Origin of the sequence: Paenibacillus radicis (ex Gao et al. 2016) (assembly GCF_014641555.1) — a bacterium.
GTDB lineage: Bacteria > Bacillota > Bacilli > Paenibacillales > Paenibacillaceae > Pristimantibacillus > Pristimantibacillus radicis.
Window position 1 is genome coordinate 1769 of sequence record NZ_BMHY01000029.1, and the last position, 1132, is coordinate 2900.

The 1132-nt window shown below is 52.7% G+C and carries 1 rRNA gene (only partly in view); it reads right to left on the reverse strand.

What is annotated here, in order from left to right:
* Positions 1-1132 (reverse strand): 23S ribosomal RNA (locus IEX98_RS28915) (its annotated part extends 1768 nt beyond the left edge of the window); the annotation flags it as partial.

A 1132-nucleotide genomic window follows, 5' to 3' on the forward strand; every position in this document is an offset into this window, starting at 1 on the left:
CGCACTCTTTAAATGGTGGCTGCTTCTAAGCCAACATCCTGGTTGTCTTTGCAACTCCACATCCTTTCCCACTTAACACACACTTGGGGACCTTAGCTGATGATCTGGGCTGTTTCCCTCTTGACAATGGATCTTAGCACTCACTGTCTGACTCCCGGTAAACATGTCTATGGCATTCGGAGTTTGACTGGACTTGGTAACCCTTGGCGGGCCCCGCACCCAATCAGTGCTCTACCTCCACGACACTCTTAACCGAGGCTAGCCCTAAAGCTATTTCGGGGAGAACCAGCTATCTCCGAGTTCGATTGGAATTTCTCCGCTACCCCCACCTCATCCCCGAATTTTTCAACATTCGTGGGTTCGGGCCTCCAGTGCGTGTTACCGCACCTTCACCCTGGACAGGGGTAGATCACACGGTTTCGGGTCTACGACCACGTACTTATTCGCCCTATTCAGACTCGCTTTCGCTGCGGCTCCGTCTTCCCGACTTAACCTTGCACGTGAACGTAACTCGCCGGTTCATTCTACAAAAGGCACGCCATCACCCCTAAATCGGGCTCTGACTTTTTGTAAGCGCACGGTTTCAGGTTCTTTTTCACTCCGCTTCCGCGGTGCTTTTCACCTTTCCCTCACGGTACTGCTTCACTATCGGTCACTAGGGAGTATTTAGCCTTGGCAGATGGTCCTGCCGGATTCCGACGGGGTTTCACGTGTCCCGCCGTACTCAGGATCCGTCTCGGAGAGTGTTCGTTTTTGGTTACAGGGCTTTTACCTGCTCTGGCGGGCCTTTCCAGACCTCTTCGCCTAACCAACACCTTTGTAACTCCATGTGAGACGTCCTACAACCCCAAGGAGCAAGCTCCTTGGTTTGGGCTAATCCGCTTTCGCTCGCCGCTACTGACGGAATCACTTTTGTTTTCTCTTCCTCAGGGTACTTAGATGTTTCAGTTCCCCTGGTATGCCTCTCGTTAACCTATGTATTCAGTTAACAGTGACTATCCATTACGATAGCCGGGTTTCCCCATTCGGACATCCCCGGATCAAAGCCTGCTTACGGCTCCCCGAGGCAGTTTCGTTGTTCGCCACGTCCTTCTTCGGCTCCTAGTGCCTAGGCATCCTCCGTGCGCTCTTA